The organism is Streptomyces sp. NPDC052101, from assembly GCF_040680235.1.
Classification (GTDB): Bacteria; Actinomycetota; Actinomycetes; order Streptomycetales; family Streptomycetaceae; genus Streptomyces.
This window is the reverse complement of sequence record NZ_JBFAWH010000003.1, coordinates 297,325-319,232: the sequence shown is the minus strand read 5'-3', so window position 1 is coordinate 319,232 and position 21,908 is coordinate 297,325. Positions and strand designations below refer to the sequence as shown.

At 72.1% G+C, this 21,908-nt stretch carries 19 protein-coding genes; 7 read left to right on the top strand and 12 right to left on the bottom strand.

Features of this window, described 5'->3' with window-relative positions:
• Positions 1 to 57: 57 nt before the first annotated feature.
• Positions 58 to 1,575 (top strand): CehA/McbA family metallohydrolase, encoded by a 1,518-nt coding sequence (locus AB0L75_RS08755; RefSeq protein WP_365177290.1) that lies wholly within the window; start codon positions 58 to 60, stop codon positions 1,573 to 1,575.
• Positions 1,576 to 1,585: 10 nt separating this feature from the next.
• Here the strand turns inward: AB0L75_RS08755 and AB0L75_RS08750 are convergent, their stop codons facing one another.
• From AB0L75_RS08750 to AB0L75_RS08740, 3 genes are read right to left on the bottom strand one after another with little or no spacing between them, the layout of a single operon-like run.
• Positions 1,586 to 1,981, bottom strand: a complete 396-nt coding sequence (locus tag AB0L75_RS08750; RefSeq protein ID WP_365177288.1) for a hypothetical protein — start codon at positions 1,979 to 1,981, stop codon at positions 1,586 to 1,588.
• Between the two features lie 33 nt (positions 1,982 to 2,014).
• Positions 2,015 to 3,649 carry a peptidoglycan-binding protein gene (locus AB0L75_RS08745; RefSeq protein WP_365177285.1) on the bottom strand — a complete coding sequence of 545 codons (1,635 nt, stop codon included), beginning with the start codon at positions 3,647 to 3,649 and terminating at the stop codon, positions 2,015 to 2,017.
• A gap of 13 nt (positions 3,650 to 3,662) precedes the next feature.
• On the bottom strand, positions 3,663 to 4,049 hold the full coding sequence (locus tag AB0L75_RS08740; RefSeq protein WP_365177282.1) for a hypothetical protein: 387 nt from the start codon (positions 4,047 to 4,049) through the stop codon (positions 3,663 to 3,665).
• A 152-nt stretch (positions 4,050 to 4,201) separates the two neighbouring features.
• Between AB0L75_RS08740 and AB0L75_RS08735 the strand changes: the two genes are divergently transcribed.
• Positions 4,202 to 4,597: a nitroreductase/quinone reductase family protein gene (locus AB0L75_RS08735; RefSeq protein WP_365177279.1), complete on the top strand. Its 396-nt coding sequence runs from the start codon at positions 4,202 to 4,204 to the stop codon at positions 4,595 to 4,597.
• Between the two features lie 25 nt (positions 4,598 to 4,622).
• On the opposite strand, the gene AB0L75_RS08730 is transcribed toward AB0L75_RS08735, so the two are convergent.
• The 7 genes from AB0L75_RS08730 to AB0L75_RS08700 form a co-directional block, all read right to left on the bottom strand.
• The gene (locus tag AB0L75_RS08730; RefSeq protein WP_365177276.1) at positions 4,623 to 5,399 is read right to left on the bottom strand and encodes an alpha/beta fold hydrolase; all 777 of its coding nucleotides are present in this window, start codon (positions 5,397 to 5,399) and stop codon (positions 4,623 to 4,625) included.
• A 21-nt stretch (positions 5,400 to 5,420) separates the two neighbouring features.
• A complete protein-coding gene (locus tag AB0L75_RS08725) occupies positions 5,421 to 6,872 on the bottom strand; it encodes an aldehyde dehydrogenase family protein (RefSeq protein WP_365177273.1) in 1,452 nt (483 codons plus the stop codon).
• Positions 6,869 to 8,599: a D-aminoacylase gene (locus AB0L75_RS08720; protein ID WP_365177270.1), complete on the bottom strand. Its 1,731-nt coding sequence runs from the start codon at positions 8,597 to 8,599 to the stop codon at positions 6,869 to 6,871. The genes AB0L75_RS08725 and AB0L75_RS08720 overlap by 4 nt, the downstream gene beginning before the upstream one ends.
• Positions 8,600 to 8,612: 13 nt before the next feature.
• Complete coding sequence (locus AB0L75_RS08715) at positions 8,613 to 9,731, bottom strand: LLM class flavin-dependent oxidoreductase (RefSeq protein WP_365177267.1); 1,119 nt, start codon at positions 9,729 to 9,731, stop codon at positions 8,613 to 8,615.
• Positions 9,732 to 9,819: 88 nt separating this feature from the next.
• A complete protein-coding gene (locus tag AB0L75_RS08710; protein WP_365177264.1) occupies positions 9,820 to 10,590 on the bottom strand; it encodes an SDR family oxidoreductase in 771 nt (256 codons plus the stop codon).
• Positions 10,591 to 10,599: 9 nt separating this feature from the next.
• Complete coding sequence (locus tag AB0L75_RS08705) at positions 10,600 to 11,532, bottom strand: LLM class F420-dependent oxidoreductase (RefSeq protein WP_365178050.1); 933 nt, start codon at positions 11,530 to 11,532, stop codon at positions 10,600 to 10,602.
• Positions 11,523 to 12,755: an amidohydrolase family protein gene (locus AB0L75_RS08700; RefSeq protein ID WP_365177261.1), complete on the bottom strand. Its 1,233-nt coding sequence runs from the start codon at positions 12,753 to 12,755 to the stop codon at positions 11,523 to 11,525. The genes AB0L75_RS08705 and AB0L75_RS08700 overlap by 10 nt, the downstream gene beginning before the upstream one ends.
• Before the next feature lie 204 nt (positions 12,756 to 12,959).
• Here AB0L75_RS08700 and AB0L75_RS08695 point away from each other — a divergent pair, with 204 nt between their 5' ends.
• Together AB0L75_RS08695 and AB0L75_RS08690 are read left to right on the top strand one after the other, a co-directional pair.
• Positions 12,960 to 15,968, top strand: coding sequence for a BTAD domain-containing putative transcriptional regulator (locus AB0L75_RS08695; RefSeq protein ID WP_365177259.1), 3,009 nt, complete (start codon positions 12,960 to 12,962; stop codon positions 15,966 to 15,968).
• 211 nt (positions 15,969 to 16,179) lie between these two features.
• The gene (locus AB0L75_RS08690; protein WP_365177256.1) at positions 16,180 to 16,401 is read left to right on the top strand and encodes a hypothetical protein; all 222 of its coding nucleotides are present in this window, start codon (positions 16,180 to 16,182) and stop codon (positions 16,399 to 16,401) included.
• A gap of 90 nt (positions 16,402 to 16,491) precedes the next feature.
• Here the strand turns inward: AB0L75_RS08690 and AB0L75_RS08685 are convergent, their stop codons facing one another.
• Positions 16,492 to 17,646, bottom strand: coding sequence for a glycoside hydrolase family 16 protein (locus tag AB0L75_RS08685; protein WP_365177253.1), 1,155 nt, complete (start codon positions 17,644 to 17,646; stop codon positions 16,492 to 16,494).
• Between the two features lie 205 nt (positions 17,647 to 17,851).
• Positions 17,852 to 19,456 (bottom strand): FadD3 family acyl-CoA ligase, encoded by a 1,605-nt coding sequence (locus tag AB0L75_RS08680; RefSeq protein ID WP_365177250.1) that lies wholly within the window; start codon positions 19,454 to 19,456, stop codon positions 17,852 to 17,854.
• 79 nt (positions 19,457 to 19,535) lie between these two features.
• Here AB0L75_RS08680 and AB0L75_RS08675 point away from each other — a divergent pair, with 79 nt between their 5' ends.
• From AB0L75_RS08675 to AB0L75_RS08665, 3 genes are read left to right on the top strand one after another with little or no spacing between them, the layout of a single operon-like run.
• Positions 19,536 to 20,690: a lipid-transfer protein gene (locus AB0L75_RS08675; protein WP_365177248.1), complete on the top strand. Its 1,155-nt coding sequence runs from the start codon at positions 19,536 to 19,538 to the stop codon at positions 20,688 to 20,690.
• A 2-nt stretch (positions 20,691 to 20,692) separates the two neighbouring features.
• Entirely contained in the window at positions 20,693 to 21,103 is a 411-nt protein-coding gene (locus tag AB0L75_RS08670; protein ID WP_365177245.1) for an OB-fold domain-containing protein, read from the top strand.
• Positions 21,088 to 21,876, top strand: a complete 789-nt coding sequence (locus AB0L75_RS08665) for an enoyl-CoA hydratase/isomerase family protein (RefSeq protein WP_365177242.1) — start codon at positions 21,088 to 21,090, stop codon at positions 21,874 to 21,876. The genes AB0L75_RS08670 and AB0L75_RS08665 overlap by 16 nt, the downstream gene beginning before the upstream one ends.
• The last annotated feature ends 32 nt before the right edge of the window (positions 21,877 to 21,908 follow it).

Genomic DNA, 21,908 nt, shown 5'->3' with positions numbered 1-21,908 from the left:
TCTGCCAACCCCCTCCATTTTCACGGGAGTTCACGCCGAGGCGGAAGAATGACCACCATGTGTGACGACACGCACGGTCAGGCCCAGGGCATCGGCAGACGCGCGCTGTTCGTGACGGGAGCCGCCGCTGCCCTTACGTTGGGAAGCGTGAGCTTCGCAGCGGCGGACGGGCAGGGGCAGGAGACGCGGACGGCACGCGGGACACTGCCGCCCGGCTCCCCCGACTTCGTGTACGTACCGGTCGAAGTCCCGGACGGCGTACAGGAGATCAAGGTCTCCTACACCTACGACAAGCCCTCGGTCCCGGTCGGCACCATGGGCAACGCGCTCGACATCGGCCTCTTCGACCAGCGCGGCACCGAGCTGGGCGGCCGGGGCTTCAGGGGCTGGTCGGGCGGGGCGCGCACGGAGTTCTTCGTCCGGGCCGACGACGCGACCCCGGGGTACATCCCGGGCCCGGTCCGGGAGGGCACCTGGTACGTCGCGCTGGGCCCCTACACGGTGGCGCCGCAGGGACTGACGTACGAGCTGACGATCACGCTGACCTACGGCGAGGCCGGCGAGACCCCGCAGCCGGTGTATCCGCCGTCCCGGGCGAAGGGCCGGGGCCGGGACTGGTACCGGGGCGACTGCCATCTGCACTCCTGGTACTCCGACGGCCGCCGCACCCCGGCCGAGATCGCGGCCCTGGCGCGGGCGGCGGGCCTGGACTTCATCAACTCCTCGGACCACAACACCCACTCGTCCCACCCGCACTGGGCGGACCAGGCGGGCGACGATCTGCTGATCATGCTCGGCGAGGAGATCACGACCCGCAACGGCCATGTCGTGGCGCTCGGCACGGAGCCCGGCACGTTCGTGGACTGGCGCTACCGCGCCCGGGACAACCGCTGGGCCCGTTTCGCCCGGGAGATCCGCCGCGCCGGCGGCCTGGTCGTCCCCGCCCATCCGCACGCCACCTGCGTCGGCTGCGGCTGGAAGTTCGGCTTCGGCGAGGCGGACGCCGTGGAGGTGTGGAACGGCCCGTACACCCCGGACGACGAGGTCACGCTGGCCGACTGGGACAACCAGCTGGTCGCCTCCGTGCGGCAGGGGCGGGCCTGGCTCCCGGCGATGGGCAACAGCGACGCCCACCGCGACCCGGACCCGGTCGGCAGCCCCCAGACGGTCGTCCTCGCCGACGACCTGACCCGGGAGGCGATCCAGGAGGGCATCCGCGCGGGACGCTCGTACGTGGCCGAGTCGAAGAACGTCGTCCTCGGCTTCACGGTGACGGGCGGGCGCGGGCAGCGGGCGGGCATCGGGGAACGGCTGGAGGTGGCCGCCGACACCCCGGTGACCGTACGGCTGGAGGTCTCGGGGGCCCCGCGCTGCTCGGTGCGGTTCGTCACCGACCAGGGTGTGCTGTTCACCAGCGATCCGCTGCCGGTGTCGGGTGCGGGCACGGTCGAGTGGGGTACGACGCCCGCCTACGCGGCGTACGTGCGCGCCGAGGTGCGGCACGAGACGGCGCTCGGGCCGGTGCCGGGGGCGCTTGCGGCCCTCACCAACCCCGTCTTCCTCGGCGCTGCTTGAACACGAACGCTCAGGCCGTGCCTTCGCGGGTGGCCCGGCGCAGGGCGATGATCTCGGCGACCGCCTTCAGCCAGCGGGCGGCGCGGGTCTCGGCCTCCGGGGTGGTGGCGGTCTGCGCGGCGTCGGTCAGCCAGTCGCGCAGGATCCCGGCGGGCTCCGGGGACGGCAGCGGCTCCGGCAGCTCCGCCGCGTAGGCCAGGCCGCCGGAGCGGACGATCTCGGCGACGAACACCAGTGAGCGGGGCAGCACCCCGAGCCGGTCGAGGGTGACCGCGGCGGCGATGGCGCCGTCGCCGAACAGCGCGGTGTGGAACGCGTCCCGGGTCAGGCCGTAGCGCAGCAGCACGGCGACGTCGGTGGCGGCCAGGACCTCGTCGTCGGCGCGGCTTTCGGGTGCTGGGGGCATGAAGGCCTCGGTTCCGGTCGTCCAGGTCGTTCTTCAGCCCTGGGGCAGGTGAACTTCGACCGCGTGGGGGGTCAGGCTGTTGCTGGCCTTCGCCATGCCGCCGTTGACGAAGTCGTCCTCGCTCACCCAGGTGGTCGTGCCGTACGGGTTGTAGATCTCCAGCTTGTCCCCCTCCTGGCCGACGACCATCATGGCGTGCCCGTAGTACCTGCCCGTCGCGTCGGTTCCCCCGACGGCGATGGGCACCGGCTTGCCGTCCGCCACCGCCTTCTCGATCTTTGGCAGGACGTCGCGCCGGGCAGCCGGGTCCTGCACGAAGTGCGTCTCGTACGAACTGCCGGTCTCTGGGCCGACCTCCTTGTCGGCGACCTCGTTGTTGCCCTTCGCGTCCATGTTGTTCCAGTTGGGGCCACCGTGCCCCTCCAGATGCACCCGGTGCTGTTCGGCCACCAGACGGCGCCGGAAGGCGGCGGGGTCGTCCTCCTGCCCGCCGGGCCCACCGGTGAGCGACAGGGCGTAGACGGGGTCGACCAGGGCGCGGGCGGTGACCGTGGACGAGGCGACACAGGTGTTGTCCCGGCCGTCGCCGCCCTGCATCCACTTCTGGCCGTCGAAACTCTGGACGGCGGTGTTGACGTTGGCGCCGTTGCCTTCGTCCGTCCCCTCGTCCTTGAGGCTGTCCGCCTGGGTGACGATCGGCGACAGATGCCGCTGCAGCCAGGCCGCGTCCTTGCCGTGGATCTTGCCGTCGAACGTCTGGATGTCGTCGACGCCGTGCCCCGCGGCCAGGGCCTTCATCAGGTACGCCTTCTCCTGCGGGGTCCCGGCGCCCGCCAGGAGCTGGTCCATGCGGGCCCGGTCGGCGGGCGAGAGGCGGTCCATGGCCCGGCCGGAGCGTTCCAGGTCGTTGGCGCTGAGGATCTCGTTGAGGTCGGCCGCGCCCGCCGCGCCGCTGGTGTCGGCGAGCATCAGCCGGTCCACCGCGCTGAGCCGACCGGTGTGCGTCTTGCCGGCGCGGGCCTCGGCCGCCCACTTGTTCAGGTCCCGGGTGGCGGCGCGCAGGGCGTCGGCCGCGGCGACGGCCGCCTTGTGCATCAGGTCGACCCCGTCGGCGGCGAGGCTCCGGCCCGCGGCGAGGGCCGCCTTCCTCTCCGCCTCCTGCTTGTCGGTCTCGATCAGGCCGCCGAGGTCGAAGACGCTGTCCCTGGGGCCGAGCCGCTGCCTGGCCTGCTGCATCCTGGCGCGGCCGGCGGCGTCCTGCTCCTTCGCGCCGGCGAGCGCGTCGGCCAGCGCGTGCAGCGCCTTCGCGCCGCCCTGGAACGCCTCGGACATCCTGGTCGCGGCGCGGGCGGTGGCGGCCACGGCGGCGGAGGCGAGGACGCTGGTGTCCCCGACCCAGACCTCCGGCAGCCCCTTGCGGGCCACCCTGTCCACCCGGTCGTGCAGATCACCGGCCTTGTCGACCTGGTCGCGGTAGCGCTTGCCGAGCGATTCGAGCGTGGCCGTGTCGCCCTGCGGGGCGGAGACGACGAGCGCGTTGTCGATCTGGTCCAGCAGCTCGTTCTTGTTCGCGGCCCGGGGAATGCTCGTGCACAGCTCGGCCAGCCAGTCGCGGCGGCCGGCCGGGGTCTGCAGAGCGCCCCAGGGGTTCAGGTCCGAAAATCCCATGACCGGCCCGCCCTCAGTACGTCGTCAGGGCCGACGGGCGGTCGGCGTGTACCGGCAGCGTGGTGATCCCGTTCCCGATCGCCGCCCCCGGCACGGACACGGCCGCGTTACGCGTCGCCGCGGTGTGGTCGGCGCCGCCGTAGGCGCCCTTGGCGAGGCGCACCTTGCCCGCGAGTTCGTGCAGCGCCGACTCCAGGGTGGCCGCGTCGTCCAGCCAGGCCGAGGCGAACGCGTTGAACGCCTGCGCCGACTCGGCGCTGCCCAGGTCGTCCTCGGTGCCGCACACCTCGGAGACGATCGCCTTGTGTATGCGTCCCGCGTCGTCGCCCGCGCCGTCCAGTTCCGTCGCCTGTCCGGACACGCCGGACCTGACCGTGTAGCCGTCCGAAGACGCGCCCATCACGCTCCCCCGTTTGCGCTGGCTCATGTCCGCGGGGGAGGCTAACACGCGTACGTCGTACGACCCTCCACGCATCACAGGCCTCGCACGGGGCCGGCACGGCATCCGCGTGGGGCGCCGTCCGCGCCCGCAGAGCAGGAGAAGCGAGAGACATGGCAGGCCGCAGCGACCTCAAGCACCGCCTCGTGACCCGGTTCCAGCGGCACCTCGCCAATCCGCTCAACCGGCGGCTGCCGTTCCAGACCCTGCTGGAGACCACCGGCCGCACCTCGGGCCTGCCCCGGCAGACCCCGGTCGGCGGGCGCCGGGTCGGTGAATCCTTCTGGCTGGTCTCCGAGTTCGGCCACAAGTCGCAGTACGTGCGCAACATCCAGGCCGATCCCCAGGTCCGCGTCCGTATCGCCGGCCGCTGGCACCACGGCACCGCGCACCTCCTGCCCGACGACGACCCGGTGACCCGCCTGCGCTCCCTGCCCCGCTTCAACAGCGCGGCGGTACGGGCCTTCGGCACGGACCTGCTGACGATCCGGGTGGACCTGGAGGACTGAGCCGGCCTCTGGACCCGCAGTCGGCTCACTCGGCACGCTCGATCAGGTCGGTGATCACTCGGGCCACGGTCTCCGGGGCCCGCAGGGTCGGCAGATGATCGCTCTCCGGGACGCGGACGAGCCGGCAGCCGGGGATACGGGCGGCCATCGCCTCATTGCAGGCGACCACCTGCGGCATGTCCTGCTCACCCAGCAACAGCGAGCAGGGCATGCCGAGTTCGCGGAGCCGCTCGAAGGCGGGCGGCTCCGGCTGCTCATGGCCGTAGGACGAGAAGACGCCCTGGAACGAGGCCCGGATCAGCTCGGCGGCCCGGGTGTCCGGGTCGGAGCCCGCTGCCGCGAAGGTGCGCCGGAACAGGGCGAGCAGCCCGTCCATGTCCCCCGCCGTGGCCAACCGGACGATCTGCTCGGTCAGTTCCGGCGACTCCAGCTCGGGGTAACCGCTCACGCCCGGCACCAGCAGCCCGAGCGCCGCCACCCGGTCCGGCTCGCTCAGCGCGAAGCCGATCGCGGTCCTCCCGCCCATGCTGCTGCCGACCAGCACCGCCCGGTCCGCCCCGAAGTGGTCCAGGACCCGCTCCAGGTCGGCGCTCTGGGTGTACGGCCCGGTCGGCGGCGGCGAGCCGCCGAAGCCGCGCGCGTCGTACCGGATCACCCGGTGGCGCGCGGTCAGCGCGGGCAGCACCGGGTCCCACACCCGCGAGTCCGCGATGCCCGGGTGCAGCAGTACCAGGGGCAGGCCGTCACCTCCCGAGTCGTCCGCCCGGATCTCCCCGCCCGTCACCGCGACCGTCTGCTCCATGGCACCCAAGGTGCCAGATCCTCACCCCGGCCACACGATGGCCTGGACCTCGCTGTAGGCGTGCAGGGCGTAGGAGCCGACGTCGCGGCCGACGCCGCTCTTCTTGAAGCCCCCGAACGGGGCCTCCATGTTGCGGCCGACGGTGTTGACGCCGACCCCGCCGGCCCGCAGCCGCCGGGCCAGGCGGAAGGCCCTGGCCACGTCGCCGGACCAGACGTAGTCGATGAGCCCGTACTCGGAGTCGTTGGCGAGGGCCACTCCTTCGTCCTCCTCGTCGAAGGGGATGACCACGACCACCGGGCCGAAGATCTCCTCCCGGGCCACCCGCATGTCGTTGGCGCAGTCGGCGAGGAGGGTGGGCGAGACGTAGAAACCACGCTCCAGCGGCGGGCGTTCGCCGCCGCGGACGACCGTGGCGCCCTCCTTCCGGCCGAGTTCGACGTACGCCTCGACCCGCGCCCGGTGCTCGGCCGAGATCACCGGCCCGACCACCGTGTCCGCCTCCCGCGGGTCCCCGACCTTCAACCGGCCCGCGTAGGCGGCAAGTTGCTCGACCAGGCGGTCGTACACGCCCCGCTGGGCCAGCACCCGTGTCGGTGCCGTGCAGATCTGCCCGCTGTAGAAGGAGAAGGTGGTGCCGATGCCGGCGACGGCCGAGCCGAGGTCGGCGTCGTCGAGGACGAGGGCCGCGCCCTTGCCGCCCAGCTCCATCAGCTGGCGTTTCATGTCCCGTCCGCACACCTCGGCGATGCGCCGGCCGACGGCCGTGGACCCGGTGAAGCTGACCATGTCGACGTCGTCGCACGCCACCGCCGCCTCGCCCACGCCCACGTCCCGCCCGGAGACGACGTTCACCACGCCCGGCGGCGCACCGGCCGCCTCAAGCGCCTGAGCCATCCGGTAGACGGAGAGGGGGTCCTGCGGGGCCGGTTTCACCACCACCGTGTTGCCCATCGCCAGCGCCGGTGCGACCTTGCCGGCCGGGTTGGCCCACGGGTTGTTGTAGGAGGTGACGCAGGTGACGACACCGACGGGCTGCCGTACCGCCAGGGCGCCCACCACCCCGGCCCTGCCCATCGGCCCGGCCTCGTTGATCTGCGGAGCGACGGCCCACTCGGCGGGCTCCACGCTCGCGTACCGGCGGAACCGGGCGGCGGCCACCCCGACCTGCATCGCCCGGGCGGTCCCCGTGGTCGCGCCGGTCTCCGCGCGGGCCAGCTCGGCGTACGGCTCCATCGAACTCCGGATGATCTCCGCCGCCCGGCCCAGGACCGCCGCCCGCTCCTCGGGCCGGGTCCGCGACCATATGGCGAACGCCTCCCGGGCCGCCGCGCAGGCCGCCCGTACCTGCGCCGGCGAGGCCTCCGGCGCCCAGCCGACGGTCTCCTCGGTGGCCGGGTCGGTCACCGGGTAGTGCCCGCCGTCCGGCTCCGTCCACCGCCCGCCGACGAACAGCCGCTGCCCCTCGCTCACCGTGTGCTCACCGTGCGTGTGTCGGTGCCCGAGCGCAGCACCCTGCCCGGTACGGCCCCGGTCACCACGTCGTCCCGGATCGCCTCGACCCCGTTGACCCACACGGCCCGTACCCCGATCGCGCTGGAGTCCAGGCGCGGGCTGCCGCCCGGCAGGTCGTGCACCAGCCGGGCGTGGCCGGCGTCGATCCGCTCCGGGTCGAACAGCACGAGGTCCGCGTGCCACCCCTCCCGCACCTGCCCCCGCTCCCGCAGCCCGAACAGCCGCGCCGGATCGTCGGTCAGCATCCGCACCGCCCGCTCCAGCCCGACCAGCTTGCGGCCGCGCAGGCAGTCCCCGAGGAACCGGGTGGTGTACGGCGCCCCGCACATCCGGTCCAGGTGGGCGCCCGCGTCCGAGCCGCCGAGCAGCACGTCCTCGTGCTGCCAGGTCTCGGCGCGCAGCGCCCAGGACGCCGGGTCGTTGTCGCTGGGCATCGGCCACAGCACCGTACGCAGATCGTCGTCGGCGCAGATCTCCACCAGGCAGGAGAAGGGGTCCAGCCCCCGCTCCTCGGCGATGTCCCCCACGACCCGGCCGGTCAGCCCTTCATTGGCCGCGCTGTAGGTGTCGCCGACGACGTACCGCCCGAAGTTCGCCAGCCGCCTGAAGACGCCGGCCTCCTTGGACTGGGCCCGGCGCAGCATCTCCGCCCGGACGGCCGGGTCCCTGAGCCGCGCGATCCGCTCCGGCACGGGCAGCCCGAGGACCGGCCCCCAGCCCGGGATGAGGTTGAGGGCGCAGAAGGTCCCGAGGGACATGTTCATCGGGGTGAGGATCGGCATGGTGAGCGCCACCACCCGCCCCCCGGCCTTGCGGGCCCGCTCGCTCGCGCTCAGCTGCCGGGGCACCCGCTCCGGAACGGCGGCGTCGACGGTGAGCACGTTCCAGTTGAGCGGGCGGCCGGCCACCGCGCTCATCTCCACCAGCAGATCGATCTCGTCGTCGCTGAACTGGTCCAGGCAGCCGGCGACGATCGCCTCGATCTGCGTGCCCTCGTGCTCACCGACGGCCTTGGACAGCGCCAGCAGCTCCGCCGGCCGCGCGTGCCGCGAGGCGACGGGCTGCCCGTCGCCGTCGGAGTGCGTACCGGACTGCGTGGTCGACAGCCCCCAGGCCCCGGCGTCCATGGCCTCGTGCAGCAGCCGGACGATCTGCGCCAGTTGCTCATCGGTGGGCTGCCCGCCGACCGCCGCCGGCCCCATGACATGGCGCCGCAACGCGCAGTGTCCGACCATGAAACCGGCGTTGACGGCGATCCGGCCGTCCAGGGCGTCCAGGTACTCCCCGAACGAGTGCCAGCTCCAGGGCGCCCCCTCCTCCAGCGCCACCAGCGACATCCCCTCGACCTTGGACATCATCCGCCGTGTGTAGTCGGCGTCCTCGGGCCGGGAGGGGTTGAGGGGCGCGAGGGTGAAACCGCAGTTCCCGCCGGCGACGGTGGTCACCCCGTGGTTGAGGGAGGGGGTGGCGTACGGATCCCAGAAGAGCTGGGCGTCGTAGTGGGTGTGCGGGTCGACGAAGCCGGGGGTGAGGACGAGGCCGTGCGCGTCCTCGGACGTCCGGGCCTTGGCACCGGTCTTTCCGACGGTGGCGATACGGCCGTCGCGTATGCCGACGTCGGCGGTGAAGGCGGGCGCACCGGTGCCGTCGACGACGGTCACGCCCTTGATCAGGTGGTCCAGCATGCCGGGAACCCCCTCAGACGGCCTGGCGGAAGCGGGACGTGCGGTGCACGGGATCCGTGTCGATCTTCGGAATCACGTGCTCCCCGATCAGCCGGATCGTCCGCAGCGTCTCCTCCTTCGGCACCCCCACCGGCAGCCCGAAGCTCAGCTGGTCCGCCCCGGCCTGCTCCCACCGCTTGCACTGCCGCAGCACCTCGTCCGGATCCCCGCAGATCAGCAGCTCCTCCTCGATGAGCAGCTCCACGAACTCCGGCGTGTACTCGGGCAGCGTCTCCGGCCACTGAGGGAAGCCCTCGGGGCGGGGGAAGGTGTCGTGGTACCGGAAGACGAGCGAGGGCAGATAGTGCAGCCCGCCGCGCACGGCGGTCTCGATCGCCTCCGCGTGCGTCGGCGCGCAGATCGCCGTGGTCGTCACCATCACGTTGTCGTTGACGAAGTCCCCGACCGGCTCCGCGTTCACGACCGCCGTCTTGTACTGCTCCAGCACCCACTCCATGTCGGAGACCTTCTGGATGCTGAAGCCGAGCACGCCGAGCCCCTTCTTCGCGGCCATGGCGTACGACGGCGGCGACCCGGCCGCGTACCACATCGCCGGATGCGACTTCCCGTACGGCTTCGGCAGGACCTTGCGCGGCGGCAGCTGCCAGTGCTTGCCCTGGAAACCGGCGTACTCGTCCTGGAGCCACATCTTCGGAAACTCGGCGATGGTCTCCTCCCAGATCTCCTTGGTGTAGTTCATATCGGTCACGCCCGGTATGAACCCGAGGATCTCGTGCGACCCGGCCCCCCGCCCGCTGCCGAACTCGAAGCGGCCCTCGCTGAGGTGGTCCAGCATGGCGACCTTCTCGGCGACCTTCACGGGGTGGTTGACCTGCGCGAGCGGGTTGAAGATCCCGGAGCCCAGGTGGATGCGCTCGGTCGCGTGCGCCAGATAGCCGAGGAAGACGTCGTTGGCCGACAGATGCGAGTACTCCTCCAGGAAGTGGTGCTCGGAGGCCCAGGCGTACTTGAAGCCGGACTTGTCCGCCTGGATGACGTACTCGGTCTCCTCCATCAGTGCCTTGTGCTCGGCGAGCGGGTCGGTCTCGGCACGCTTGCCCACGTATCCCTGTACAAAGAGCCCGAATTCCAAGGCGGTTCACCGTCCCAGTCCAGGTGGTTCCTTCGCGTCCTACGAACTTTCTGACGTGGCGTCAGATTCGTCAATAGATGACGGACCGTCAGATGACGCTGACCCCCGCCAGCCATCCGCCGTCGATCACGAACGGCTGCCCGGTGATGTACGAGGAGTCCTCCGAGGTCAGGAAGAGGGCCAGCCGGGCCACCTCCTCCGGCTGCCCGACCCGGCCGAGCGGCACGAGCCCCCGGTACAGCTCGTCCAGCGCCCGGCTCATCTCCTCCGGGTCGGCGCCCGGGTCCAGCCGGGCCGGGTTGGACATCGCGGTGTCGATGGCTCCCGGGCAGACGGCGTTGACCCGGATCCGCCGCGGCGCCAGCTCCAGGGCGGCGACCCGGGTCAGCCCGAGCACGGCGTGCTTCGTGGCCGCGTACGTCCCCACGGCCGCCATGCCGGTCATGGCCGTGTAGGAGGCGGTGTTGACGATCGTGCCGCCGTCGGCCAGCTCCGGCGCCACCGTCTTCATGCCCAGGAAACAGCCGACCTGGTTGACCTGCACGACCTCCATGAACTCCGTCAGCGGGGTGTCCACGAGGGCGTTGAAGCGCAGGATGCCCGCGTTGTTGACGAGCCCGTCGAGGTGCCCGTAGGCCGCCTTGGCGGCCGCCACCGCCTCCCGCCAGCCGTCCTCGGTGCCGACGTCGAGATGGACGTACAGCGCCCCTATCTCCTTGGCCAGGGCCTCCCCGAGGTCGTCCAGCACATCGGCGACGACCACCCGCGCGCCCTCCGCCCTGAAGAGCCGCGCCTCCTGCTCGCCCTGCCCGCGCGCCGCCCCGGTGATGATGACGACCCGTCCGTCCAGCTTGCCCATGAGGCCTCCTCAGCCCAGGAGGGGCGCGACCTGTGCCCCGAACAACCCGATCTGCTCGATGAGTTCGGCCCGGCTCCGGCTGCGGAACCGCACCTGGACCTGGTCCACGCCCATCGCCCGGTAGGCCCGCAGCGACGCGGCGATCTCCTCCGGTGTCCCGGTGAGGGTCCGCCGCCCGACCTCCCAGCCGGCCCGCCCGACGTACAGCGGCTCGGCGATGGCGCCGACGGTGCAGGGCGCCCCGACGCCCGCCTCCTCCCGCAGCCGCCGCAGCCGGGCGATCTGCGCGGGCAGCCGCTCCCGCGGATCCCCCTGCGGCAGCCAGCCGTCGCCCTTGAGCGCGGCCCGGCGCACGGCGGCGGGCGAGGAGCCGCCGACCCACAGCGGGACCTCCGGCTGCGCGGGCCGCGGCCGCTGCCCCAGACCGCCGAAGTCGTAATGCTTCCCGTGGTGTTCGGGGAACTCCTCGGGCCCGAGGGCGGCCCGCAGGGCGTCGATCACCTCGTCCAGCACCGCCCCCCGCCGCTCGAAGTCCGCCCCGAGCACCTCGAACTCCTCCCGTACGTGCCCGGCCCCGACCCCGAGGATCAGCCGGCCGCCGGAGAGGTGGTCGAGGGTGGCGTACTGCTTGGCGGTGAGCAGGGGATGGCGCAGGCCCACGACCGCCACGTGGCTGAGCAGGCGCACCCGCTCGGTCACGGCGGCGAGGTGGGCGAGGGTGGCGACGGGGTCGTACCAGACCGTGCCCATCGCCGGGGCGAGCCGGCGCGGGATCGCCACGTGGTCGCAGACGGCGAGGTAGTCGAACCCGGCGCCGTCCACGGCCCGCGCGAGCGCCACCAGGTCCGCCGGCCCGGCGCCCGCCTCCCAGCCTTCCGCGAACAGGGCGCTCTGCGCCTGCACGGGCAGCTGGATGCCGTACGCCAGGGCACTCACCGCCAGAGCCCTTCGGGGGTGAGCCCCAGCAGCTCGATGGCGTTGCCGCGGACGATCCGCTCGACCACGTCCGCCGGCAGATGCCCCATCTGCGCCTCGCCGACCTCCCGGGACTTCGGCCAGGTGGAGTCGGAGTGCGGGTAGTCGGTCTCGTACAGGACGTTGCCGGCGCCGATGGAGTCGAGGCTGCGCAGGCCGAAGGCGTCGTCGAAGAAGCAGCCGTAGACATGCCCGGCGAAGGTCTCGGACGGCGGCCGGGTGACCTTGTCGGCGACCCCGCCCCAGCCCCGGTTCTCCTCCCACACGACGTCGGCGCGCTCCAGGATGTACGGAATCCAGCCGATCTGACCCTCGGCGTACATGATCCTGAGGTTGGGGAAGCGCTCGAACTTGCCGCTCATCAGCCAGTCGACCATCGAGAAGCAGCAGTTGGCGAAGGTGATGGTGGAGCCGACGGCGGGCGGGGCGTCTGCCGAGGTGGAGGGCATCCGGCTGCTGGAGCCGATGTGCATGGCGACGACCGTGCCGGTCTCGTCGCAGGCGGCGAGGAACGGATCCCAGTCGTCACCGTGCACGGACGGCAGCCCGAGGTGCGGGGGTATCTCGGAGAAGGCGACCGCCCGCACGCCGCGCGCGGCGCTGCGCCGGACCTCCGCCGCGGCCAGCTCGGCGTCCCACAGCGGTACGAGGGTGAGCGGTATCAGCCGGCCCTGCGCCTTGGGCCCGCACCACTCCTCCACCATCCAGTCGTTGTAGGCGCGCACGCACAGCAGGGCGAGGTCCTTGTCGGCGGCCTCGGCGAAGGTCTGCCCGCAAAAGCGCGGGAAGGTCGGGAAGCAGACGGCGGACTGCACATGGTTGACGTCCATGTCGGCGAGCCGGGCGGGCACGTCGTACGACCCGGGCCGCATCTGCTCGTAGGTGATGACTTCGAGCTTGACCTCGTCCCGGGCGCAGCCGACGGCGGTGTCCAGCCGGGTGAGGGGCCGGCGCAGGCCCTCGTACACCCACCAGTCGCCGAGGGGACCGTCCGAACTGCCCGGTTCGCCCATGACGGGCCTGAAACGCCCGCCCAGGAAGGTCATCTCCTTGACCGGCGCGCGCACGATCCGGGGCCCGGCGTCCAGGTATCTCCTCGGCAGCCGGTCCTGCCAGACGGCGGCGGGCTCCACGGTGTGGTCGTCGACGGAGATGATCAGCGGGAACTGTGTGGTCTCCATGTCCCTCACGGTAGCGCCGATCTGACGACCCGTCAGCTATCGTGTGCGGACGGGACGCGCGCGAGGACGGTGTGAGGGCTTTGCGGAGTGAGGTGTGAGGGCTTTGTGCACTGAAACCCACCACCCTGTGATCGGCGTCTCCCACGGCTGACGGAACCTGCCCGAACAAGGCAAACTGACGGGGTTGTTCGTAATGCCGAGGGGGACGAACGCATGGACGGTGGGCCGCGAGTGCCTGAGCAGCGGCGTCCCGGATCCGTGACCGTCACGGACGCGCAGGCGCTGCGCTTCGGCGTGCTCGGTCCGGTGCGGGCCTGGCGCGGCAAGGAGCAGCTCAGCACGGGCTCCCCCCAGCAGCGCGCCCTGCTGGCCGCCCTGCTGCTGCGCGAGGGCCGTACGGCTACGGCGGCGGAGCTGATCGACGCCCTCTGGGGCGGCGAGCCCCCGCCCCAGGCACTGGCGGCGGTACGCACCTACGCGTCCAGGCTACGGAAGATCATGGACCCCGGAGTCCTGGTCAGCGAGTCCGGCGGCTATGCGATCCGCGGGCTGGGCGAGGGTGCCCTGGACCTGGTGACCGCACAGGACCTCGCGGCCCAGGCGGAGAAGGCACGCGCCGCCGGCGACCTGTCCCGGGCCCGCGAGCTGCTGAACCAGGCCTTCGGCATCTGGGACGGCGAGGCCCTGGCCGGCGTCCCCGGCCCGTACGCCGAGACCCAGCGGGTCCGCCTGGAGGAATGGCGCCTGGTCCTGCTGGAGTCCCGCCTCGACATGGACCTGGAGCAGGGCTGCCACGCGGAGGCGGTCTCCGAGCTGACCGCCCTGACCGCCGCGCACCCCCTGCGCGAGCGCCTGCGCGAACTGCTGATGCTGGCGCTGTACCGCAGCGGCCGCCAGGCGGAGGCCCTCGCGGTCTACGCCGACACCCGGCGCCTGCTGGCACAGGAGCTGGGCGTGGATCCGCGCCCCGGCCTGCGGGAGCTGCAGCAGCGCATCCTCCAGGCGGACCCGGCGCTGGCGGAGCCGCCGTCGCCCGCGGCGGAGCCCACGCCGGTCCAGGTCCGTCCGGCCCAACTCCCCGCTTCGGTCCCGGACTTCACCGGCCGGGCCGCTTTCGTGTCCGAACTGAGCGAGGTGCTGGCGTCCGCGTCGGAGTCCCCGGACGCCGACGGCCGGGTGATGGCGGTCTCGGCGCTGGCGGGCATCGGCGGCGTGGGCAAGACGACCCTGGCCGTGCATGTGGCCCACCGGGCGCGCACGGCCTTCCCGGACGGCCAGCTGTACGTCGACCTCCAGGGCGCGGGCCCTCGCCCGGCGGAACCGGAGACGGTGCTGGGTTCGTTCCTGCGGGCGCTCGGCACGGCGGACTCGGCGATACCGGACTCGCTGGACGAACGCGCGGCCCTCTACCGCTCGGTCCTCGACGGCCGCCGGGTCCTGGTCCTGCTGGACAACGCGAAGGACGCGGCCCAGGTCAGGCCCCTGCTGCCGGGCACGGAGGGCTGCGCGGCCCTGGTCACCTCCCGCGTCCGCATGGTCGACCTGGCCGGGGCGCACCTGGTGGACCTGGACGTGATGTCCCCGGAGGAGGCGCTGGCGCTCTTCACGAAGATCGTCGGCGAGGAGCGGGTGGCGGCGGAGCGCGAGTCCGCCCTGGACGTGGTGGCGGCCTGCGGCTTCCTGCCTCTGGCCATTCGCATCGCAGCCTCCCGCCTGGCGGCCCGCCGCACCTGGACGGTCTCGGTGCTGGCGGCGAAGCTCGCGGACGAACGCCGCCGCCTGGACGAACTCCAGGCCGGCGACCTGGCGGTCAAGGCCACCTTCGAACTGGGCTACGGCCAGCTGGAGCCGGCCCAGGCCCGGGCCTTCCGCCTGCTGGGCCTGGCCGACGGCCCGGACATCTCCCTGCCGGCGGCCGCGGCGGTCCTGGACCTCCCCGCGGAGGACACGGAGGACCTCCTGGAAGCCCTGGTGGACACGTCGCTGCTGGAGTCCGCGGCGCCCGGCCGCTACCGCTTCCACGACCTGGTCCGGCTCTACGCGCGGGCTTGCGCGGAACGGGACGAGCAGCCGCCGGGCGTGGGGGCACCTCCCACGCCTTTCGGGCAGTGGGGGAGGGAGGCCGCGATGTCGCGGCTGCTGGACTTCTATCTGGCTACGGCGGCCCAGGTGTACGCGATCGAGCGGCCGGGGGATCGGCTGGTGGACCACCTGGAGAAGACCGAGTATCCGGGGCTGAGATTCGAGGACCGGCATCGGGCCCAGGACTGGCTGTACGCGGAGGCGGTCTGCCTGCTCGCCTGCGTACGGCAGTCCGCCGACGGAAGCACGCTGCGGCGCGCGATCGATCTCCTGTGGGCGTCCGTCGACCTTGCCGAGTCCGGCGCCAACTCCAGGGAGTACGAGGCGTCCGCCGCCGCCCTGCGGAGGGCCGCGCAGGCAGCGGGCGACGTGGGTGCCGAGGCCAGAGCCTCGGTCGTGCTGAGCAATGCGCGACTGTTCTCCGGGGTGTTCGAGCAGGCGTACCGCGAGGCCTTGGAGGCGTTCCAGCTCGCCGAAACGGCCCAGGATCCGCTGCCGTCCTGCTGGGCGGCGAACGTGCTGGGCAGCACGGCGTTCTACCAGAACCGGCACGACGACGCCGAAGTCTATTTCAGCCAGGCCATCGAGAAGTTCCGCAGCTGCGGCGACCTCGCGGGCACGGCGGCCGCCCTGTGCAACCTGTCGCGTCTGCACCTGGCGACGGACCGAGCCGACACCGCGGTCGTCCTCGCCCGTCAGGGCACGGACATCTACCAGGAACTCGGCCATACCCTCAGGGGAGCGAACGGGCGCTACGCGTTCGGCATGGCCCTCGGCAAGACCGGCCAGCACGGCAGCGCGACCGAGCAGCTGGAAGAGGCGCTGCGCGTCTTCCGCGACAGCCGTCAGCGGCTGTGGGAAGGCATGACGCTCTGCCGGCTCGCGGAGGTCGACCTGGACGCCCGCAAACCGGCCCAGGCCGCGAGCAACGCCGAGACGGCGCTGACCGTCCTGCGGGGCATCGGAGGCGAATGGCGCCGCGGCCACGTTCTGACCGTGCTGGGCAGAGCCCTGAACGGTATCGGCCACTCCGGCCGGGCCCAGGTCTGCTGGCAGGAAGCCCTGGAGATCTACGAGAACCTGAACTCCCCGGAGGCCGCCGTGGTCCTCAAACTCCTGACACCCGTGGCGGCCGCCTGAGCCTCTGCGGGGACGTTCATCGTTCGTTTATCGCGGCCCGGCATTCTCCTGGTTGTCGATCCGTCGCGTCGGGGGGCAGACGGACCGCTGTGAGGGTCGCCGCCATCGGGGGATTAGGGTTGGGCGGCCCGAGTGGCCCGCCCGGCCGTCCTCGGGGGAATGACCGGGCGGGCCCTCACGCTCCACACGATCCACCCATCGGGGAGGCACCATGAGCAACGCCGAGAACAACACGATCGTCCAGCCGGACAACACGCACGTCACCGACGCTCCGGCGGGCGGGACGGTCAAGCCGCTCAACACCCACGTCACCGACGCTCCGGCGGACGGGACGGTCAAGCCGCTCAACACCCACGTCACGGACGTCGAGGCAGTGGCCGCCGACGGCACGGCGACTCCGGACAACACCCACGTCACGTCCGAGCCCGCCTGATCCGAAGACCGACGGGGGAACCGGCCGCGACGGCACCGAGGGGGAGCCGTCGCGGCCGAGGTGTGTCCGGGGGCGGACCTCAAGGGCTGGTCAGCGGTACACCTTCACGTAGTCCGCCTGCATGGTGATCGGTGTCGAGCCGGTGGGCGCGGGGTGGTACTGGCCGGCGCTGACCGACAGGTTGAGGATCAGGTACGCGGAGAACGTGCTGCCCACCCCGTGGCCGTCGGAGTAGACCTTCTTGCCGTTGACGTACCAGTCCACCGAGTTGGCGCCGTAATGAGTGCCTATGGTCACCCACTCGCCGGGCTTCACCGCACCGGAGTCGGTGTAGTAGTCCGAGCCGGAGGTGATGTGGTTGGTCAGCTCCAGCAGGTTGGGGTGGTCCGGGTGGTACTCGAAGGAGTCGATCTCGCCGTTGCCGTCCTTCCAGGTCCACAGGGCCGGCCAGGCGCCGGTGCCGGAGGACAGCTTGACCCGTGTCTCGGCGTAGTCGCCGGTCTTCACCTGGAAGCCCTCGCTGGAGCGCTCGGTGGTGAGCAGGCCCGTGGTCCAGGCCTGCTTGCCGTTCTCCAGGGTGTGCGAGGAGGGCTGTGCGGTGAACGTGGCGACACCGTTCGAGGCCGTGACGTCGGCCGGGTCCAGCCAGTCGAGCTTGTTGTCGTCCGGGTTGTGGTTGCCGTAGTGGTACGACGAGGACTTGTCGCCGACCCACTTCGAGCCCCAAGCTATGCCGCTGGAGAAATTGTCCGACCAGACCACGGACTGGCCGGGGATCGGCGAGCCGCCGGACGGCGACGGGGCCGGGGTGGGCGTGGGTGTGGGTGCCGGAGTGGTCGAGCCTGAGGCGACGGTCAGCCGGTGCGACGGCAGGTTGTGCCAGGCCCCGCCGGAGTCCTGCCAGAAGCCGAAGATCGTGTACGCGCCGGCCGACAGCGACTGCCGGGCGCTGGTGAAGTGCACGCCACTCGGACAGATTCGGACATTCGAGGCGTTGCCCGGGAAGTCCAGATTGTGGCCGGAGGCGTCACGGACGCCGACACCGAGCGTCTTGGCCGTGAAGCAGCTGGAGGAGTGCACGGTCAGCTGGGCCGAGCCGGCGACGCCCGCGGTCATCGCGGTCGGGGTCAGGCTGTCCTGGGTGACGGAGGTGGCGGCGGAGGCCTGAGTGGCGAACGGCAGGAGCAGCAGCGCGGCGGCTGTGCCGACCACGCCCAGGCGGGCAGGAGATATGGAAGGGCGCATGGTGGGGGCTTCCTCAACGGCGCCTGCGGGGGGAGTTCGTCGTGGGGACCACGGTCCCGTCCCGCAGGACTCGGCGTCCCGGCGACTGAGGCCGCCCGGGAGGACCCCCGAAGGCTAGGCAGATGCGCCGTGCACGTACAACGAGATGTGACTCACACCAGGTGATCAACAGCGCGTCGAGGCAAGGCCGTTCAAGATCGCCCCCTCACCTCCTCCCTGTCCCCCGCAGCACCCCCTTGATCACCTTCCCGCTGGCGTTGCGGGGCAGTTCCGCCACGAACTCGACCGTCCTCGGCACCTTGTAGTTCGCCATCTCTCGCCGCGCCCAGGCGATCAGGTCGTCCGAGGTCAGGGTCGAGCCCGGCCCGCGCACCACGAACGCCTTGGCGACCTCTCCCAGCCGGGCGTCCGGGACGCCGATCACGGCGGCCTCCCGCACATCCGGGTGGACGCCCAGCAGTTGCTCGATCTCCGCCGGGTAGGCGTTGAAGCCGCCGACGATGAACATGTCCTTGATACGGTCCGTGATGCGCAGGTTGCCCGCCGTGTCCAGGACACCCACGTCGCCCGTGCTCAGCCAGCCCTTCGCGGAGATCACCTCGGCGGTGGCCCCGGCGTCCTCGTGGTAGCCGCGCATCACGTTGAAGCCGCGGACCAGGATCTCGCCCGGTGTGCCGGCAGGCACCGGAGCGCCAGAGGCGTCCACCACCCTCACCTCCGTGCCGGGGATCGCCCGCCCCGACGTCGACGCGATCACCGACGGGTCGTCGCCGCGCCGGCACATCGTGACGATGCCGCTCGCCTCCGAGAGGCCGTACGCCGTGAGGACCGTCTCCACCCCCAGCTCCCCCCTCAGCCGCTCCACCAGCCGCAACGGCACCACCGCCGCGCCCGTCACCACCAGCCGCAGCGCCGAGAGGTCGTGCGCGTTCCTGGAAGGGTGGTCCAGCAGCGACTGGTGGAGGGTCGGCGGGCCCGGCAGCACCGACACCCGTTCCGCCGCGATGTTCGCCAGTGCCGTCTCCACGCTGAACACCGGCTGCGGAATCATCGTCGCGCCCCGCATCAGGCAGGCGATCACCCCGGCCTTGTAGCCGAAGGTGTGGAAGAAGGGGTTGATGATGAGGTAGCGGTCCGTGGGGCGCAGGCCTGCCAGCTCCGACCAGATCGCGTACGCCCGCAGGGTCTGCTCGTGTGTGATCACCGCGCCCTTGGGGCGGCCCGTCGTACCCGATGTGTAGACGATGTCCGACACGGACCGGCCCGCCAACTCGGCTGCGCGGTCCCGCACTTCGGCCGCCGATACCCCCTCCCCTTGCGCCAGGAACTCCTTCCAGGTGCGGAAGTCCGGCGGCGCGTCCTCCGACAGGACCACCACCTGCTCCAGCTCCGGCAGTCCGGGCAGCGGGCCCCGGCCGTCCGACGCCCCCTGACCCGCCGCCCGGCGCAGGGACGCCACGTACGACGTGCCCAGGAAGGTGCCCGTGACGAAGAGCAGCCGGGTGCCGCTGCGGCGCAGCACCTCCGCCGCCTCCCCGCCCTTGAAACGGGTGTTCAGGGGGACCAGGACCGCGCCCGCCGAGACCGCGCCGAGGGCCGCCACGATCCAGTCCAGGGAGTTGGGCGCCCAGACCGCGACCCGGTCGCCCGCCGCCACACCGCTCGCCAGGCAGGCCGCCGCCGCGTGCTCCACCCGCGCGCCCAGTTCGGCGTACGTGATCCTCGTACGGCCCTCGACCACGGCCTCGGCGTCCGCGTACCGCTCGGCCGACCACCGGACCAGGTCGGGGATGGTCTCCCAGTCGCTCATAGCAGGCCCCCTGCACCACGTAGCTGACTGTCCGTCAGATTAGCTGTAATCTGACGACCTGTCAGGAGAGGGGGACACCATGGCAGGTACCGGGCTGAAGGACGCCACCGCCATCGTCGGGATCGGGCAGACCGCGTTCGCCAGGCGGCTTGCGGAGGACGAGAAGACGCTCGCCTGCCGGGCCGTGCTCGCGGCGCTGGAGGACGCGGGGATCGCGCCCGGCGAGGTCGACGGCCTCGCCTCCTACACCATGGAGGAGACCGACGAGGTCGAGCTGGCGAAGGCCGTGGGGTTCGGGGATCTGACCTTCTTCGGCAAGGTGGGGTACGGAGGCGGCGGTTCCTGCGCCACCGTCGCGCACCTCGCCGCCGCCATCGCCGCGGGACAGGCCACGGTCGGCGTCGCCTGGCGGTCGCGCAAGCGGGGCAGCGGGCCCCGGCCGTGGAACAACACCAGCGTGCAGCTGCCCACTCCGGCCCAGTGGACCCGGCCCTTCGGGCTGCTGCGGCCCGCCGACGAGATCGCCATGCTGGCCCGGCGGTACATGCACGAGTACGGGGCCACCCGCGACCATCTCTTCAACGTCGCCCTCGCCTGCCGCAACCGGGCCAACCAGAATCCGGCCGCCGTGATGTACGAACGGCCGCTGACCCGCGAGATGTACATGACCTCGCGGTGGATCAGCGAGCCGCTGTGCCTCTTCGACAACTGCCTGGAGACGGACGGGGCACTCGCCTGCGTGATCGTCGGGCGGGAGCGGGCCCGGGACTGCCGCCGCGCCCCCGTCTACGTCCACTCCGCCGCCCAGGGACTGCCCGCCCAGCACCACGGCATGGTCAACTACTGGAACGACGACCCCCTCACCGGGCCCGCCTGGACCGCCGCCCGGCACCTGTGGAAGCACGCCGACCTCACCCCGGACGACGTGGACGTCGCCCAGATCTACGACGCGTTCACAGCCCTTGTCCCGCTCTCCCTGGAGGGGTACGGCTTCTGCGGGCGCGGTGAGGGCGGGGCCTTCACCGAGCAGGGGGCCCTGGAGATCGGCGGGCGGCTGCCCCTCAACACCGGTGGCGGCGGGCTCAGCGAGGCCTATGTGCATGGCTTCAACCTCATCAACGAGGGCGTGAAGCAGCTGCGCGGCACCAGCACCGCGCAGGTGCCGGGTGCCGCCACCTGTCTGGTCACCGCCGGCGAGGGTGTCCCCACCTCCGCTCTCCTCCTCAGGAGCTGATCATGCTGACCCCGCTCACCGACACCGACGGCGCGCCCTTCTGGGAGTACGCGGCCCGCGGTGAACTGCGCGTCCAGGCCTGCGCCGACTGCCGTGAACCCCGCTTCCCGCCCCGGCCCTGCTGCCCGCACTGCCAGTCCTTCGCGAGCGAGTGGCGGCCGGTGTCGGGGCGCGGGCGCGTGTGGTCGTACGTCGTGCCGCATCCACCGCTGCTGCCCGGGTACGCCGAGCAGGCGCCGTACAACGTGGTCGTGGTGGAGCTGGAGGACGCCCCGCGGATCCGGCTCGTCGGCAATGTGGTGAGCCGGGCCGGGGCGGGGCTCGACTCCGTCGCCCCGGGGCGCCTCAGGGTCGGCGCCCGGGTGCAGGTCGTCTTCGGCGACGGCGGGCTGCCGCAATGGGTGCTGGCGTGAGCACCGTACGGGTGGAGGCCGACCAGGACAGCGGGGTCGCCGTCGTCACCCTGGACCGGCCCGAGCGGCTCAACGCCGTCGATCTGGAGATGGTGCGGGAACTGACCGGCGTGTGGCGGGCGTTGCGGTTCGACGACACCGTGCGGGCCGTCGTGCTCACCGGAAGCGGGGAGCGGGCGTTCTGCACCGGGATCGACCGGGACGTCGTCGTGCCGCAGCCCTCGTCGCCGTACATGCTGGACGATCCGCTGCTGGCCATCGGGCCCAAGGCGAACGACCTGTGGAAGCCCGTCGTGGCCGCCGTGCGCGGCATGGCCTGCGGGGGTGCCTTCTATCTGCTGGGCGAGAGCGAGTTCGTCGTCGCCGACCCGACGGCCGAGTTCTTCGATCCGCACACCACCTACGGCATGGTCAGCGCCTTCGAGTCGATGCTGATGGCCGCGCGGATGCCGTACGGGGAGGCGGCCCGGATGATGCTCATGGGGACCGCCGAGCGGATCTCCGCCCGGCGGGCCCACGAGATCGGGCTCGTCTCCGAAGTCACCGAGGAGGGCGGGGCGTTGGCCGCAGCGGTGCGCTGTGCCGCCGTCGTCGCCGGGTATCCGCCGCAGGGGGTGCAGGGGACGGTGCGGGCGCTGTGGGCGGCGAAGGAGGCGGCGCGTGCGCAGGCGTTCGCGCAGGCGCCGCATCTCGTCGCGCTCGGCAATCTGCCGGCCGAGCGGCAGGCGGAGCTGTTCGGGAACAGGGGCCGTACGGAGCCACGGACACGGTGAGTGACCGCGTGGCGGGGGACGCGTGCCGGGGG

What these genes read in the sequence shown, in the direction of transcription:
- AB0L75_RS08755 (WP_365177290.1), top strand. Translation starts at nt 58, where the DNA reads ATGTGTGACGACACGCACGGTCAGGCCCAGGGCATCGGCAGACGCGCG.
- AB0L75_RS08750 (WP_365177288.1), bottom strand. Translation starts at nt 1,981, where the DNA reads ATGCCCCCAGCACCCGAAAGCCGCGCCGACGACGAGGTCCTGGCCGCC.
- AB0L75_RS08745 (WP_365177285.1), bottom strand. Translation starts at nt 3,649, where the DNA reads ATGGGATTTTCGGACCTGAACCCCTGGGGCGCTCTGCAGACCCCGGCC.
- AB0L75_RS08740 (WP_365177282.1), bottom strand. Translation starts at nt 4,049, where the DNA reads ATGGGCGCGTCTTCGGACGGCTACACGGTCAGGTCCGGCGTGTCCGGA.
- AB0L75_RS08735 (WP_365177279.1), top strand. Translation starts at nt 4,202, where the DNA reads ATGGCAGGCCGCAGCGACCTCAAGCACCGCCTCGTGACCCGGTTCCAG.
- AB0L75_RS08730 (WP_365177276.1), bottom strand. Translation starts at nt 5,399, where the DNA reads ATGGAGCAGACGGTCGCGGTGACGGGCGGGGAGATCCGGGCGGACGAC.
- AB0L75_RS08720 (WP_365177270.1), bottom strand. Translation starts at nt 8,599, where the DNA reads ATGCTGGACCACCTGATCAAGGGCGTGACCGTCGTCGACGGCACCGGT.
- AB0L75_RS08710 (WP_365177264.1), bottom strand. Translation starts at nt 10,590, where the DNA reads ATGGGCAAGCTGGACGGACGGGTCGTCATCATCACCGGGGCGGCGCGC.
- AB0L75_RS08695 (WP_365177259.1), top strand. Translation starts at nt 12,960, where the DNA reads ATGGACGGTGGGCCGCGAGTGCCTGAGCAGCGGCGTCCCGGATCCGTG.
- AB0L75_RS08690 (WP_365177256.1), top strand. Translation starts at nt 16,180, where the DNA reads ATGAGCAACGCCGAGAACAACACGATCGTCCAGCCGGACAACACGCAC.
- AB0L75_RS08685 (WP_365177253.1), bottom strand. Translation starts at nt 17,646, where the DNA reads ATGCGCCCTTCCATATCTCCTGCCCGCCTGGGCGTGGTCGGCACAGCC.
- AB0L75_RS08680 (WP_365177250.1), bottom strand. Translation starts at nt 19,456, where the DNA reads ATGAGCGACTGGGAGACCATCCCCGACCTGGTCCGGTGGTCGGCCGAG.
- AB0L75_RS08675 (WP_365177248.1), top strand. Translation starts at nt 19,536, where the DNA reads ATGGCAGGTACCGGGCTGAAGGACGCCACCGCCATCGTCGGGATCGGG.
- AB0L75_RS08670 (WP_365177245.1), top strand. Translation starts at nt 20,693, where the DNA reads ATGCTGACCCCGCTCACCGACACCGACGGCGCGCCCTTCTGGGAGTAC.
- AB0L75_RS08665 (WP_365177242.1), top strand. Translation starts at nt 21,088, where the DNA reads ATGGGTGCTGGCGTGAGCACCGTACGGGTGGAGGCCGACCAGGACAGC.